This window comes from Pandoraea oxalativorans (assembly GCF_000972785.3).
GTDB classification, from domain to species: domain Bacteria; phylum Pseudomonadota; class Gammaproteobacteria; order Burkholderiales; family Burkholderiaceae; genus Pandoraea; species Pandoraea oxalativorans.
Genome location: NZ_CP011253.3, coordinates 3,595,703 through 3,609,729, shown reverse-complemented (window position 1 = coordinate 3,609,729; position 14,027 = coordinate 3,595,703). Strand labels below are relative to the sequence as shown.

Annotated in this window: 13 protein-coding genes; 8 read left to right on the top strand and 5 right to left on the bottom strand. The window is 63.7% G+C overall.

The features are described from left to right. Positions 1–3 precede the first annotated feature (3 nt). Complete coding sequence (locus MB84_RS15895; protein ID WP_046292475.1) at positions 4–792, bottom strand: SDR family NAD(P)-dependent oxidoreductase; 789 nt, start codon at positions 790–792, stop codon at positions 4–6. Continuing rightward, on the bottom strand, positions 789–2,135 hold the full coding sequence (locus tag MB84_RS15890; protein ID WP_046292474.1) for an MFS transporter: 1,347 nt from the start codon (positions 2,133–2,135) through the stop codon (positions 789–791). Before MB84_RS15890 ends, MB84_RS15895 begins: the two co-directional genes overlap by 4 nt. A 273-nt stretch (positions 2,136–2,408) precedes the next feature. Between MB84_RS15890 and MB84_RS15885 the strand changes: the two genes are divergently transcribed. Then, positions 2,409–3,365, top strand: coding sequence for a LysR family transcriptional regulator (locus MB84_RS15885; protein WP_046292473.1), 957 nt, complete (start codon positions 2,409–2,411; stop codon positions 3,363–3,365). 88 nt (positions 3,366–3,453) lie between these two features. Here MB84_RS15885 and MB84_RS15880 read toward each other — a convergent pair whose 3' ends face one another. Further along, the gene (locus tag MB84_RS15880) at positions 3,454–4,281 is read right to left on the bottom strand and encodes an SDR family NAD(P)-dependent oxidoreductase (protein ID WP_046292472.1); all 828 of its coding nucleotides are present in this window, start codon (positions 4,279–4,281) and stop codon (positions 3,454–3,456) included. A 228-nt stretch (positions 4,282–4,509) separates the two neighbouring features. On the opposite strand from MB84_RS15880, the gene MB84_RS15875 reads away from it, so the two are divergent. The 3 genes from MB84_RS15875 (at position 4,510) to MB84_RS15865 (ending at position 7,872) form a co-directional block, all read left to right on the top strand. Beyond that, positions 4,510–5,457, top strand: a complete 948-nt coding sequence (locus MB84_RS15875) for a GlxA family transcriptional regulator (RefSeq protein ID WP_046293885.1) — start codon at positions 4,510–4,512, stop codon at positions 5,455–5,457. 504 nt (positions 5,458–5,961) lie between these two features. After that, positions 5,962–6,531: a hypothetical protein gene (locus MB84_RS30765; protein ID WP_157122754.1), complete on the top strand. Its 570-nt coding sequence runs from the start codon at positions 5,962–5,964 to the stop codon at positions 6,529–6,531. Positions 6,532–7,071: 540 nt separating this feature from the next. Beyond that, positions 7,072–7,872, top strand: coding sequence for a MetQ/NlpA family ABC transporter substrate-binding protein (locus MB84_RS15865; RefSeq protein WP_046292471.1), 801 nt, complete (start codon positions 7,072–7,074; stop codon positions 7,870–7,872). 106 nt (positions 7,873–7,978) lie between these two features. Here the strand turns inward: MB84_RS15865 and MB84_RS15860 are convergent, their stop codons facing one another. Continuing rightward, complete coding sequence (locus MB84_RS15860; RefSeq protein WP_046292470.1) at positions 7,979–9,199, bottom strand: ISL3 family transposase; 1,221 nt, start codon at positions 9,197–9,199, stop codon at positions 7,979–7,981. A 140-nt stretch (positions 9,200–9,339) separates the two neighbouring features. Here MB84_RS15860 and MB84_RS29955 point away from each other — a divergent pair, with 140 nt between their 5' ends. Then, positions 9,340–9,501: a hypothetical protein gene (locus MB84_RS29955; RefSeq protein WP_157122753.1), complete on the top strand. Its 162-nt coding sequence runs from the start codon at positions 9,340–9,342 to the stop codon at positions 9,499–9,501. A 32-nt stretch (positions 9,502–9,533) separates the two neighbouring features. Here the strand turns inward: MB84_RS29955 and prpR are convergent, their stop codons facing one another. Beyond that, on the bottom strand, positions 9,534–11,537 hold the full coding sequence (gene prpR, locus MB84_RS15855) for a propionate catabolism operon regulatory protein PrpR (RefSeq protein ID WP_084009823.1): 2,004 nt from the start codon (positions 11,535–11,537) through the stop codon (positions 9,534–9,536). Between prpR and MB84_RS29950 the strand changes: the two genes are divergently transcribed. The 3 genes from MB84_RS29950 (at position 11,518) to prpC (ending at position 14,017) form a co-directional block, all read left to right on the top strand. Beyond that, on the top strand, positions 11,518–11,658 hold the full coding sequence (locus tag MB84_RS29950; RefSeq protein WP_157122752.1) for a hypothetical protein: 141 nt from the start codon (positions 11,518–11,520) through the stop codon (positions 11,656–11,658). The two genes, prpR and MB84_RS29950, sit on opposite strands and share 20 nt — an antisense overlap. Before the next feature lie 289 nt (positions 11,659–11,947). Beyond that, positions 11,948–12,838 (top strand): methylisocitrate lyase, encoded by an 891-nt coding sequence (prpB, locus tag MB84_RS15850; protein ID WP_211279313.1) that lies wholly within the window; start codon positions 11,948–11,950, stop codon positions 12,836–12,838. A 27-nt stretch (positions 12,839–12,865) separates the two neighbouring features. Beyond that, positions 12,866–14,017 (top strand): bifunctional 2-methylcitrate synthase/citrate synthase, encoded by a 1,152-nt coding sequence (gene prpC / locus MB84_RS15845; protein WP_046292469.1) that lies wholly within the window; start codon positions 12,866–12,868, stop codon positions 14,015–14,017. The last annotated feature ends 10 nt before the right edge of the window (positions 14,018–14,027 follow it).

Below are 14,027 nucleotides of genomic sequence, written 5' to 3'. Positions count from 1 at the left end.
CGATTACGTGTTGAGCAGCAGCCCGTTTTCGATGGCGAGCACCTGACCGGTCATCGCCGGTGCGCGGGCCGCGAGGAACCACGCCAGTTCGGCAATTTCCGCCGGTTGCGAAACGCGCTTGAGCGGCGAGTTTTCGCGCATGCCTTCGACCACGCGACCGTATGCCTCGTCGCCGAGCACGCGGCGCAGCAGGCCGTCGTCGACCATGCCCGGTGCGATGGCGTTCACGCGCACGTGCGGCGCAAGGTTGCGGGCGAACGAGAGCGTAAGCGCGTTGACCGCGCCCTTCGACGCCGCGTAAGCAATCGACGACCCCGTGCCGTTGAGCGACGCCAGCGACGAGATGTTGACGACCGAGGCCGACATGGCCGATACCGCCGACACCGGCCGCTCACGCAGCAACGGCGCAGCGGCGCGCGTCATCTGGAACATGCCGATGAGGTTCACGCGATAGATGCGCTCGAACTCGACGGCGTCGATGGCTTCGAGATCGCCATGCGGGATCACGCGCGTGGTCCCGGCGCTGTTGACGAGGGCATCGAGTCGCCCCCATTTCGTGCCGACGGCATCCGCCATGCGGCGGCAAGCGGCGTCGTCACCCACGTCGCCATCGACGACGAGCGTTTGCGCACCGGCCTCGCGGCACTGCGCCGCGACCGCTTCGGCGGCCGCACGCGTGCTGTCGTCGAAATTGTTGATGGCCACGGCCCAGCCGTCCTGCGCAAAACGCAGGGCGGTGGCCGCACCGATGCCAGTCGCGGCACCGGTCACAAGACAGACGGGAAAACTCATGCACGACTCCGTTGGGGCTTGAGCGACATCACGATGCATGCCCCGCCGACCAGCGCACACGCCAGCACGATCATGCCCGGCAGCAACTGCCCGGTGCTGTCTTTGAGAAAACCGATGACGTACGGGCTGACGAACCCCGCGAGGTTGCCGGTCGAATTGATCAGCGCGATGGCGGCGGCTGCGCCTGCACCGCCCATCATCGCCGTGGGAATGCCCCAGAACACCGGCGCAATCGAGTTGATGCCGATGGCCGCGACGATCAGTGCCGCCATCGACCACCAGAGATGCTGCGCCAGCAGCACTGATGCGACCATACCGGCTGCGCCGAGCAGGCAGCACACGGCCACATGCATGCGACGTTCGTTGTGCCGGTCGGCATGACGCGCGACGAGAATCATCGCGACGGCGCTTACCAGCGACGGGACGGCCGAGAGCAGGCCGATGTTGCCGAGGTTGGCGACACCCGCGGCGCGAATCATCGTCGGCAGCCAGAACACGAGGCCGTAGTTGCCCATTGCGATGCAGAAGTACAGCAGGCCGAGCAGCCACACGCGGGCGCTACCGAACACCTGACGCACGCTGTGATGCGCGCGAGTGCTGTCGTCGGCGGCGAGGTCCTGTGCCAGCAGGCCCTTTTCGTCTGCGTTCAGCCACTTCACCGTTTCGATCCGGTCCTGAAGCACGAAGAACGCTGCGATGCCGACGAGCAGCGACGCAATGCCTTCGATCAGAAACAGCCACTGCCAGCCCGCGTAACCGTGCATGCCGCCGAAGTGCTGCATGATCCAGCCCGAGAGCGGACCGCCGATGGCGCCCGAGACGGGAATGGCGACCATGAACAGCGCAATGATCTGCGAGCGCTTGTTCGACGGGAACCACGTGGCCAGATAGAGCACGATGCCGGGGAAGAAGCCCGCTTCGGCCACGCCGAGCAGGAAGCGCAGCACGTAGAAGGACATCGGTCCCTGCGTGAACATCGTCAGGCAGGAAATGATCGACCACGTCACCATGATGCGCGCGATCCACATGCGTGCGCCCACGCGATGCAGGATCAGGTTGCTCGGCACTTCGAAGAGGAAGTAGCCGAGGAAGAACACGCCCGCACCTGCGCCATACACGGTCTCGGACAGCGACAGATCGGAGAGCATCTCCAGCTTGGCGAAGCTCACATTCACGCGGTCGATGTACGCGACGATGAACGCGAGAAAGAGGAACGGGATGATGTGCCAGGTCAGCTTGCGGTACAGCGCGTCGCGCTGCGCGGGGCTGGCCGTCGCAGGGGCAGCGCCGTTGCCGACATGCGGCTGTGCACCGCCCGGGTAGGACGAGGGGGACGAGCTCATGGGTGTTGTCTCCGTGGTGCGTGCCGTGTGGCACGTCGAGTTATTGGGCAGCCTGACGCGCATCCGGAGGACATTCGGTTATGCGAAGGAGATTCCGCGACGTGCGACGGAGCGTCGCTCCGAAGCGTCGAGTAACCCTGTGCGGCCATGCTGCTCGTACGAAGGGTAAGGGGTCGGTCGGCGTGACGGCAAATCAAACTTTGCGCACGCGGCATTACCGTTTGGTTATGATCTCGGCTTGGCGTGTTCCCACAGAAGCTTTCCGCATCCGTCATGTCAACGACCGACAACTCGATTGAGCGCTTTTTCCGCAGCGGCCTGAAGCTCGGCCATCTACGCATGCTGGTGACGCTGGGCGAACTGCGTCAGGTCACGCGCGTGGCGGCGGCATTTCACGTCACGCAGCCCGCCATCTCCAAGCAGATCGGGGAGATCGAAGAGGCGCTTGGCGCGCCGGTGGTGCGGCGGGTGGGCAATGCGGTGGAGCTGACCGGCATCGGACGCGTGCTGGTGGAGCGTGGACGCGAAATCCTGCGACAGATCGAACTGGCGCGCCGCGACGTGAGTGCGTTGACCGCCGGGACGGCGGGGCATGTCCGCTTCGGTGCGGTGGTGACGATTCCCCAGCCCCTGATCGCGCATGCGGTCGAGTTGTTCACGCGCCGTGCGCCGAACGCGTCGTTCTCGTTCGTGGAAGCTACGCTGGACCGTCTGCTCAAGATGATGGACGAGGGCAATCTCGACCTGGCGCTCGGGCGTAATCGGGTGACCGGCCACCTGGCGGTGATGCGCAACGAGTCGCTGCACCACGAGCCGTTCGTGTTCGTCGTCGGCACCCAACACCCGCTCGGTGCCGCGGAGGCGGCCGTCTCATGGCGCGATTTGCAGGACGTGCGCTGGATCACGCCGATGCGTGGCTCGCCCGCGTTCACCACGATGGCCGAGATACTGGCCGAGCATGGGGTGACGTTACAGCGCCCGGCCATCGAGTCGAGTTCGCTTGCGCTGAATCTGTCGCTACTGCGCGGCGGCGGGTTCGTCTCGATCCTGCCGCTATCGCTCGCGCGACGCTATGTCCAGCGAGGCACCATGCGCGTGCTGCCGTTGCCGCCATTGGGGCCGCTGGGCGACGCGATTCTGTATTGGCGCGAAGACACGACGACGCCCGCGTCGCAACTATTCGCGGCGTGCCTGCGCGAGTCGTCGGCAGAGTTGATCGACGCAAACTGACGGGCTTCGCGGGTGCATGCGTCCCTTTGGTTTGCGGGGGACGCATGCATGGCCCTAACACCCTTTACACCCTTAGCGCCCGTTGACGTCAGGCGACATCGGCGACGGCCTTCAATCCGTAACGTTTGCCCGGCGAGGTGTTGCTCAGTCCTTGCGACATCTTGCGACGCAGGGTGTCGTATGCGGTCCACTCGTCGCCATCCTGCAACGGCGGGATGGTGACGGTTTCGCCCTGATCGAGTCCGGCCAGCGCCGCGTCCACGAGGTCGCCAGACGTCATCAGCCATTCTTGCGGCAATTCCTGATGCGACTTGCCTGCGACATCCCAGAACTCCGTGATCGTGGCCCCCGGCAACACGGCTTGCACACGCACGCCAGTATCGGCGAGCTGATGTTGCAGCGATTGCGAGAACGCGAGTACGAACGCCTTCGAACCCCCGTACACATCGCCCAGCAGTTCCGGCGCGATCGCCACGATGGACGCGATGTTGATGACGGTGCCGCGCCCACGTGCCACGAAGCCCGGCACGGCTGCGTAAGTCAGACGGGTGAGGGCGGTCACATTGACGTCGATCATCTCGGTCATGAGTTCGACGTCCGCTTGCAGCAGCGGCGCGACCGCGCCGAAGCCCGCGTTGTTCACGAGGGTGTCGATGCGAGTGTCTTCGCGCAGACGCGCTTCGACGAGCGCCTGACCTTCGCGCGTGGAAAGATCCGCGCTCAGGATATCGACCCGACGGCCGGTCTCGAGGTGAAGGCGCTGGGCGGCTTCGAGCAGACGCGCCGTGTTGCGGGCGACCAGAATGAGGTCATGGCCGCGACGGGCGAGACGGTCGGCGTAAATCGCGCCGATGCCCGAGGATGCGCCGGTAATCAGTGCAGTGCCCGGCTGATGGATTTGAGTGGATGCGTTCATGGTGGTTACGGTTCCGGTTGTGGGGGCCATGACGTCCAGTGTGGTCTACCATCGCGATGTCTCAAATGACGGGAAAACCACTTTTTAGGACAAGTGCGTCCGACGCCCGTCCATCGCGCCAACTACAATCGACGCATCGGTCATGCGGTGGCTGTCGGTGTCGCCGTTTGTCTTCCCATTCCGTCGTTCTGGAATCTTCCGTTCGTGGCCTCGGTGGCCCTTTGCGTCATGACGAAACGAATTGCGTTGGTGGTCTATCCCGGCTTTCAGATGATTTCGCTGGCCTCGATGTCGGTGTTCGAAATCGCGAACTTCGGGCGCGACGAACCGCTGTACGAGGTGCAGACCCTCTCGGTCGAAGGCGGGCTGGTGCGCGACTCTGCCGGGATTGCGGTGGCCACGGAGCCTATCGGGCGGCATCGCTACGACACGGTGCTGGTGGCGGGCGCGACGTACGTGGTGCCGACAGAACCGGATCTGGTCGATGCTTTGCGGCGACTCGCACCGAAGGTGCGACGCATCGGAAGCATCTGCTCCGGGGCGTTCGTGCTGGCCGACGCCGGGCTGCTCAACGGAAGGCGCGCCACGACGCATTGGGGGCAGGCGACGGCCTTGCAACAGCAGCACCCGGACGTGATCGTCGAAGACGACCGGATCTACGTCAACGACGGGTCGATATGGACGTCGGCAGGCATGACGGCGGGTATCGATCTGGCGCTGGCGCTGGTCGAAGCCGATTACGGCAGCGATGTCGCCCGCGATACGTCGCGCTTGCTGGTGGTGCACTACCGCCGCACCGGCGGTCAGTCGCAGTTCTCAACGCTGTCCACGCTCGAACCCAGCTCCGGCAGGATCCGCGCAGCGCTCGCTTATGCCCGCGAGCATTTGCGCGAGCCGCTATCGGTCGAGCAACTTGCGGCACAGGTGCACTGGAGTGCTCGCCATTTCAGTCGTGAATTCACGTTGCAGACCGGACTGACACCCGCGAAGGCCATCGAGAAGTTGCGTCTCGAAGCGGCGCAGGCGTTGCTCGAAGCGGGCGAGGCGTCGATTACGCGGGTCGCGATCGTGACCGGTTTCGGCGACGAGGAGCGTATGCGCCGTGCGTTCGTCCGTACGCTGGGCAAGCCGCCGCAGGCCTTGTTGCGCGAGGCGCGCGAGCGCATGCGGGCATGAGCCTTTCGCCGTGCCTCTTGCACCTGATGCACCGCAAGCACCTCATGCGCCGCTCATCTGACTTTCTGCCTGGCGGCATGAGGGTATCGACCGTCAGGTCGCGCATCGAATATCGCTACGTTACGTTGTAAGCGTTTCACGAACGATACGTTTTCGGCAGGGGACGTGTCGATGTCTCGTAAGTTGAGTTATTAATTTCTTTTAAATCAACGGGTTGATTTGCCTGGCACGGAATTCGCGTATGTGAATCGTGTATGGCGAAGCGCCAACCCGGATTTTCCGCAGGCTGTTGGCAAGGGGCTCCTGTGCTGTGAAGCACGGGCGGGCCCGCTATTGCCCGCGATTTCTGTTGACGCGCTCTCGTCGTAACGCTGGACCTTCTGGCGGGGTCCGGCGTGTTCCGAAGTGAGTGTGTGCGCGTGCGCGGGGAGGGGACCATGAACAGGTTCAAGGCGACTCTGGTAGGGGCGGCAGCAGCAGCGATGCTCTGCGGCATTTCGATCAATGCGTCATACGCCGCCGGTGGTGGTGGCGGTGGACGTGGCGGAGGTGGCGGCATCGGCTTCGGCGGTGCGGGCGGCCTCGGCGGTTTGGGCGCATTCGGCGGCCCCGGTGGTACCGGGGCCGGTGTCGGTATCGGTATCGGCGGTGCTGGCGGTTGCGGCTGCGGCGGCCACAGTGGCGGTGGTGATGGCGGCGGCGGTGGCGGCGGCGGTGGCGGCGGTGGCGGCGGTGGCGGCGGTGGCGGTGGTGGTGGTGGTGGTGGTGGTGGTGGTGGTGGTGGTGGTGGTGGTGGTGGTGGTGGTGGTGGTGGTGGTGGTGGTGGTGGTGGTGGTGGTGGTGGTGGTGGTGGCGGTGGTGGTGGTGGTGGTGGTGGTGGTGGTGGTGGTGGTGGTGGTGGTGGTGGTGGTGGTGGTGGTGGTGGTGGCGGCACCGGTGGTGGTGGGGGCGGCACCGGTGGTGGTGGCACTGGCGGTGGCGGTGGTGGTGTTGGCGCAAGCGGCGGCGGCGGTGTCGGTGTCGGTGGTCCCGGCGGTCGTGGTATCGGTGGCGCTGCGGGCGGTGGTGGATTAGCAGCATTCGGTGGCCCCAGCGGTTTCGGCGGTGGCGGCGGATGCGCAATGAACGGCCAGGCTGGCGAGGAGCCATGTCCCTGAGCTAGTGGTGGGTGTGGGCCTGCACGCGTTCGGCACAGCGCGTGCAGGCACTGGCCCTCGCATCGGTTGATCTAGATGGTGTAGCGAGTCTCGCAGGTTGTTCGTCGGTTCCTGACGCGACCGGCTGACGGCATTGCCGCCAGCCGTGCCACCCCCCCCCGGCCCGTGGTCAGGCTGTTCTCCCGGCGAAGCGCCCCTTCGGTGATCCGAGGGGGCGTTTTTTTTGATGGACGCAATCTATCGATGCGCCCGGGGGATATCGAAATACCGATTATGTATTTCGTGTAAACCCGCAGTTGTGGCAGCATCCGGGGTCTGGGTCGCCCGACGTGGCTATGCGGCTGTATGGCTGGCAGGTTAGCGTCGCGCGTGACCGTTGCGGGCTCAACAGGCCCGCGCCCCCTCGCACAGACGCCCAACAGGCGTCGGACCACATAAGCAAAAGGAGAATTCGCACATGCTGTCCCGTCAACTGATCAACGCGTTCCTCGGCGCAACGTTTGCGCTGGCCTCTCTCGGCGCCTCGGCCCAGACGGCCGACAAGCCCCTCAAGGTCGGCACGATGGCCGGCTCGGACGCGCAGATCTTCGAAGTGGTGAAAAAGGTGGCCGAAAAGCACGGCCTGTTCATCAAGATCGTCGAATTCAGTGACTACGCACAGCCGAACGCCGCGCTCGACGCTGGCGACCTGGACGCCAACGGCTTCCAGCACAAGCCGTTCCTCGATAGCCAGGTCAAGGACCGTGGCTACAAGATCACGACGGCTGGCCTGACCTACGTTTCGCCGCTGGGCTTCTATTCGAAGAAGTACAAGTCGCTCAAGGATCTGCCGAACGGCGCGCAAATCGGAATCCAGAACGATCCGTCTAACGGTAGCCGCGCACTGCGTCTGCTGGCGAAGGAAGGCCTGATCAAGGTGAAGCCGGGTCTGGATGGCAAGAACATCACGCCGCTCGATATCGAGAACCCGAAGAAATTCAAGATCCGCGAACTCGAAGCCGCCCAACTGCCGCGCGCATTGCCGGATCTGGACGCCGCGTCGATCAACACGAACTTCGCCGCACAGGCCGGTCTGGTGCCCAAGCGTGACGCCATCGCCATCGAAGACCTGAAGGGTCCGTACGCCAACCTGATCGCCGTGCGCACGCAAGATCTGAACAAGCCGTGGGTCAAGCAACTGGTCGATGCCTACCATTCGGACGAAGTGAAGCAATTCATCGACTCGCAATTCAAGGGTGCACTGATTGCGACGTGGTAAGCATTGAAGTGCTGCCGGATGCGCGTCGCGCGCATTGATGGCGCGTTGATGTCATACGACTCGCGTCAAATGAAAAACCGGGGTTTCGACCCCGGTTTTTTTAGGTTCATTGAGCATTACCGGGGAAGGCGGCGCGGATTTTGAGGAAGAAATATTCCTCGTCGCGGTAGCCGTAGGCGCGCCGCTTAATGACCTTGATAGTGTTGTTAATGCCCTCAACGATGCTGGTGTTTAGACGATGTCGGCATCTGGCCAGGATGCCATGCAGATAGCCTTTCAGACGCTGAGCGAAGGTGTTCAAGGGGGCTATTCCGCTTTGCTCGGCCTGCTCGCACCAGTGGTGCCAGGCTTGTTTTGCCCAGGCAGGTCTTCGGTAGAACCAGAGCCGCTTGAGTTCGTCCCTCAGGACATAGACCGTCAGCAGCGGCTGGTTGGCTTGCAGCAATTCGTCGAGCCGGACGGCCTGCTGCCGGTCTAGCTTGTCGCGGTTGCGCAATAACAGCCAGCGGCTCGATTTGATGACCCGGCGCGCGGGACGGTCCTGGCGCAGTTGGTTGGCCTGATCCACGCGCACCCGATCAATGACCTCTCGTCCGTACTTGGCCACGACATGGAACAAGTCATAGACGATCTCCGCCCGTGGGCAGTGGGCCTGGATTTCTAACTCGTAGGCCGTAGTCATGTCGATGGCTACGGCCTTGATGCGTTGGGCGACCCCACGCGGCAATTGCTCGAAGAACGCCCGAGCCGTCTCGCGTGAGCGTCCTGGGCCGATCCACAGCACCTGCCTGCTGATCGGATCGACGACTACCGTCGCGTACCGATGCCCTTTATGCAGGGCGAACTCGTCCATCGCTAAATACTCGATCCTGGACCAATCCGGTTCGCGCACTGACGCTCGGAGCCGGGCCTTGTCCAGCGTCTTGACGGTATGCCAACCCAGCTCGAAGAACCTCGCCACCGCCTGCACGTTGCTCGATTGCAGCAATTGGCTGCAGGCCGCCGCAAGCCGATCCGTCACCCGCTGGTAGCGACCCAGCCAAGTAAGCCGCTCCAGGCGCGGGCCACCGCATTGCTCACACAACAAGCGCCGGCGTGGAACATGAAGAACAACCCGGTACTCAAATAACGGCAGATCTCGCACCCGGCGCACCGTGGTCTCATGGACCTGGCGACATCGTGCGCCGCACTGCTCGCACAGCATCACCTTGGCGGTTGGCTTCAAATAGATCGACAGCGTGCGCCCTGTGCCCTCGGGCCACTCCACGCGTTCGACGGCATAGCCCTGCCAGCCTCCCAGCGACTCCAGCAGCTTGCGATCCAGCATCTCCACGCACTCCTGATGGCAAATTCCTGCCATCAAGAGTACGAAAACTTGTCAAATCCCTCCACGCTATTGCGCGATGAACCTTTTTTTATGGCGTTTGACTAGAATGAAAGCGTGATTCCTTTCGACGGGAGGCGGCCATGTCCATGATCACTCTCTCGATGATGCTGGTGGCCTTGCTCGTCGGCTTCGCCATCGGCATGCTCGTCGATCACTTCTGGATTACGCATCACGATGAACCGACCGCGCACAAGCGTCTGGACTGGCACGAGATGTGGGACCGTATTCGTCATCAGCACTGAGGTATTCGTGCCGGGTGCATCGCCGATGCGCATTACCCGGCGCGAAGTTTTCGCCAGAGCGTCGAGCGGCTGATGCCGAGCGCTTCGCACGCGGCATTGCGGTCGCCGCCGCAGGCGGCCAGCGTCGAGTGAATGCGGGCTAGCTCCAGGGCGGCACGGCGCTCGCGTCCTGTCATCGGCGCGCCGGATGCTTCGACGGCGGCTTCGCTCGTCGGACCTGTTACACCCATCGTACCCATCGTGCTGTTTGTCCGGCCACCGTTCGTTTTTGAAACGTCGAACGCAGGCGGCGTCGTGCCAAGCTCCGGGGCAATCTCGACCAGTCGCGCACGGCTGATCTCGCGGGCATCGACCACGTCGGCGCAGACGACCGCGATGCGCTCCAGTAAATTCTCCAGCTCCCGAACGTTCCCCGGCCAACGATAGCTTGCCAGAAGCGGCAATAGCGACGCCTGCAAGGCGTCCACGCTCACGCGCGCGCCCGCCCGGGCTAGCGCGCGTTCCAGGAACAACGGCGTAAGGCGCGGCAGGTCGTCCATGCGCTCGCGCAGCGCAGGCAGCACCATGCGCAGGATGTTCAGACGGTAGTAAAGGTCTTCGCGGAACAGCCCGGCCGCAACCTGCTGACGAAGATCGCGGTGCGTGGCAGCAATCACGCGCACGTCGCACGGCACCGGTTCGTTCGCGCCAAGACGCAGGACTTCGCGCTCCTGCAGTACACGCAGCAGCCGGGTTTGCAGCGGCATCGGCATCTCGCCGATTTCGTCGAGAAAGATCGTGCCATTGTGTGCCGTCTCGAACAGGCCGGCCTTACCGCCGCGTCGCGCGCCGGAGAATGCGCCATCTTCGTACCCGAACAACTCGCTCTCGAGCAGCGTCTCCGGAAACGCGGCGCAGTTGATGGCGACGAACGGATAGTCGCGGCGGCGGCTTGCGTTGTGAATCCCTTGCGCGAGCAATTCCTTACCCGTTCCGCTCTCGCCATGCACGAGCACCGTCGAGTCGGTCTGCGCATAGCGGCGTGCGAGTGCGCGGACTTGCGTCATCGCCGCCGAATCGCCGATCAGGTCGTCGAGCCGGTAGCGCGCCACGAGATGCCGGGGACGATGGCGCGAACGCAACGAGCGATCCACGCGGGCGAACGACTGCGAGTCCTGACAAGTGACGAGCGCGCCCGTGAGCGTGCCCTGATCCAGCAGGGGAATACGGTTGATGACCCAGGTCTTGCCTGCCATCGAGACGATCGCTTCCAGTTCGGCGCTCGCGCTCTCCAGCGTGCGCGCGATGTCGAGTGCGGGGGCGATGGTATCGAGCGTTCGTCCGACCGCGTCGGCTGCCGTGACACCGAGAATCCCGGCCATCGACGCGTTGAGCGCCTCGATGCGTCCGTTCAGATCGACGGCGGCCACGCCTTCGTGCAGATGTCGCAACACCGTATCGAGACGCTCGCGCCGTTGCGCTTCGATGCGCCCGAGACGTGCCACTTCCAGCGCCGTGTCGAACGCTGCGCGCACCGAATCCTGCGAGTAGAGAAAGATGCCCGTGAGGCCGGCGCGCTCGGTCAGTTGCGTGACGAGGCCCGGCCCGACGATGACCGCCATGCCGTCGTCGCGCAACCGATGCACGAGGTCCTCGGCGTTTTGCGCATCGACGTACGTGTGCTGAGAGATGTCGAGATGAAAGGCGCGCTTGAAGCGCTCGAACTCGGCGGCGGGGCGCGCGTAGGACACGAGCGCGATGCGCGAGTCGGGGAGCGACGCGGGCAGGGCGCGCCGCGCACGGGCCAGCGCGTGCATGACGTCCGAGCCGGTGACTTTGACCAGCACCACAGGCAACGCAAGACGCTCGCGCAGAAAATCGCCGTTCGAGCCGGCTGCCACGATGCCGTCGACGCTTCCAGCGGGCAATCGCTCGAGCGCTTCGATCACGGCTTCGTACCCCTTGTCGACGATGTGGACGTCGGCCTGCGCGACGTAATCCGGCACGATATCGCGATACAGCTCGCCGAGCTTGCTGATGCCGACCGCCCAGATCACCGGCTTTCGCATCGCGGGGACGGTGGGCGCACGCGCCACGCTTGCGGCAGTCGCAGGCAGGCGGGACGGCATCTCGGTGGGTATCGAATTCGGCATGACGGTCGGCGGCAAGGGAGGCTGATCCGGATCGTAGCATGTTGCGACGACATGTTTCATTTTTGGTTTCAAAATGAAACGTTATGCGACTGCCCTCTCTGCCTTCAAGTGACATTTACCTTGACGTAAACGTCATGCAGGCGAAGAATTTCCGTCGATAAATGAATGCGTTAGCGCTGCAAAGGGACAAGAGATGCGCGGGCGCACGATCTGCTGGCACGGCCATTGCTATTCAGGAAGCCTGCTACTCAACCCACGTGCGATCCGGTGACATTTCGCTCATCCGACGCGCAAGACACGACCGAGGGATTCAAGTGACGCAAACCATTCGTTCGGCCAGCGCCGCCTTCCGCGAGGCCGTCAAGACCGAGCAACCGTTGCAGGTTGTCGGTGCCATCAATGCCAACCACGCGCTGCTGGCCAAGGCGGCGGGATTCAAGGCGATCTATCTGTCGGGCGGCGGTGTCGCTGCCGGTTCGCTCGGGTTGCCCGATCTGGGCATCTCGACGCTCGACGACGTGCTCACCGACGTGCGTCGCATCACCGACGTGTGCGACCTGCCGCTGCTGGTGGACGTCGACACGGGCTTCGGTCCGTCGGCCTTCAACATTGCGCGCACGGTGCAGTCGCTGATCAAGTTCGGCGCGGGGGCGATGCATATCGAAGATCAGGTGGGTGCGAAGCGCTGTGGCCATCGTCCCGGCAAGGCCATCGTGACGCAGCAGGAGATGGTCGACCGTATCAAGGCGGCCGTGGACGCGCGCACCGATGAGAACTTCGTCATCATGGCGCGCACCGATGCGCTGGCCGTCGAAGGTCTTCAGGCGGCCATCGACCGCGCGTGCGCATGCGTCGAAGCGGGCGCCGACATGATCTTCCCGGAAGCCATGACGGAACTGCCGATGTACCGCCAGTTCGCCGACGCCGTGAAGGTGCCCGTGCTCGCGAACATCACCGAGTTCGGCTCGACGCCGCTGTTCACCGTGGACGAACTCAAGAGTGCGCAGGTCGGTCTGGTGCTGTATCCGCTCTCGGCGTTCCGCGCCATGAACAAGGCGGCGGAAAACGTTTATCACACGATTCGTCGCGACGGCACGCAAAAGGCCGTGCTCGACACGATGCAAACGCGCGCCGAGCTCTATGAGAGCATCGGCTACCACGCTTACGAACAGAAGCTCGACGCCCTGTTCGCCCAACAGAAATAACGAACCCCTGATCCTGGAGGAAAGAGCATGAGCGAGACGACTGCCACCGGCTTCAAGCCGAAGAAATCCGTTGCCCTGTCGGGTGTGACCGCAGGTAACACGGCACTGTGTACCGTGGGCCGTTCGGGCAACGATCTGCACTATCGCGGCTACGACATTCTGGATCTGGCTCAGACCTCGGAATTCGAAGAAATCGCGTATCTGCTGGTCTACGGCAAGCTGCCGACCGTGGCGGAACTGCGTGGCTACAAGGCCAAGCTCAAGGCGCTGCGTGGTCTGCCCGCCGCCGTAAAGGACGCCCTCGAAGCCGTGCCCGCCGCGGCTCACCCGATGGACGTGATGCGCACCGGCGTGTCGGTCCTCGGCACCGTGCTGCCGGAGAAGGACGATCACAACATTCCCGGCGCACGCGACATCGCCGACCGTCTGATGGCGAGCCTCGGCTCGATGCTGCTGTACTGGTATCACTACAGCCAGAACGGCGTGCGTATCGACGTGGAAACGGACGACGACAGCATCGGCGGTCACTTCCTGCATCTGCTGCACGGCGAGAAGCCGTCGGACCAGTGGGTGCGCGCGATGCATACGTCGCTGATTCTGTACGCCGAGCACGAGTTCAACGCGTCGACCTTCACTGCGCGCGTGATCGCGGGCACGGGGTCGGACATGCACTCGGCGATTACCGGCGCGATCGGTGCGCTGCGCGGGCCGAAGCACGGTGGCGCGAACGAAGTCGCGTTCGAAGTGCAGAAGCGCTACAACTCGCCGGACGAAGCCGAGGCCGACATCCGTCAACGCGTTGAGAACAAGGAAGTGATCATCGGCTTCGGCCATCCGGTCTACACGGTGAGCGATCCGCGCAACAAGGTCATCAAGGAAGTCGCGCACGAGCTCTCGAAGGCGGAGCAGAACACGGCGATGTACGACATTGCGGAGCGCCTGGAATCGGTGATGTGGGACGTGAAGAAGATGTTCCCGAACCTCGACTGGTTCAGTGCGGTGAGCTATCACATGATGGGCGTGCCGACTGCGATGTTTACGCCGTTGTTCGTGATCGCGCGTACGTCGGGCTGGAGTGCGCACATCATCGAGCAGCGCGTCGACAACAAGATCATTCGTCCGAGCGCTAACTACACCGGTCCGGAAGATCAGCAGTTCGTGCCGATCGACAAGCGTTAAGACTGTCCAG